1 protein-coding gene is annotated in these 385 nt (G+C 58.9%); it reads left to right on the top strand.

All coding sequences use genetic code 11. The annotated features are described in order from the left end of the window. On the top strand, positions 1-385 hold a 385-nt coding region (locus tag KP705_RS18990), incomplete at both ends, for an IS5 family transposase (protein ID WP_215765434.1).

Below are 385 nucleotides of genomic sequence, written 5' to 3'. Positions count from 1 at the left end.
GAGGTGATCTGACGGATCAGGAATGGGCGATAATTGGTCCGCTTCTGCCGCCTGAGCGCGGACGTTGGGCTCGACCAGCTGGAGACAACCGCCTGTTTCTCAATGGTATGCTGCATGTTCTGCGCACAGGCTGTCCGTGGCGGGACATGCATGAGCGCTACGGCAAATGGAACTCGGTCTATGTCCGGTTCCGGCGTTGGGCTGAGCAGGGGGTGTGGGATGCTCTGCTGCAAACCCTGATAGACCTCGACCTGACCGATAACTGGCAGCATATGGTCGACAGTACCGTAGTCCGTGCCCATTCACAGGCTACGGGCGCAAAAGGGGGGCTCATTCGGAGGCTTTTGGTCGATCACGCGGCGGCTTTACGAGCAARATCCATGTC

Origin of the sequence: Gluconobacter sp. P1D12_c (assembly GCF_018812105.1) — a bacterium.
Taxonomy (GTDB): Bacteria; Pseudomonadota; Alphaproteobacteria; order Acetobacterales; family Acetobacteraceae; genus Gluconobacter; species Gluconobacter oxydans_A.
The sequence above is the reverse complement of the archived record's forward strand: the minus strand, read 5'-3'. Positions and strand labels throughout refer to the sequence as shown.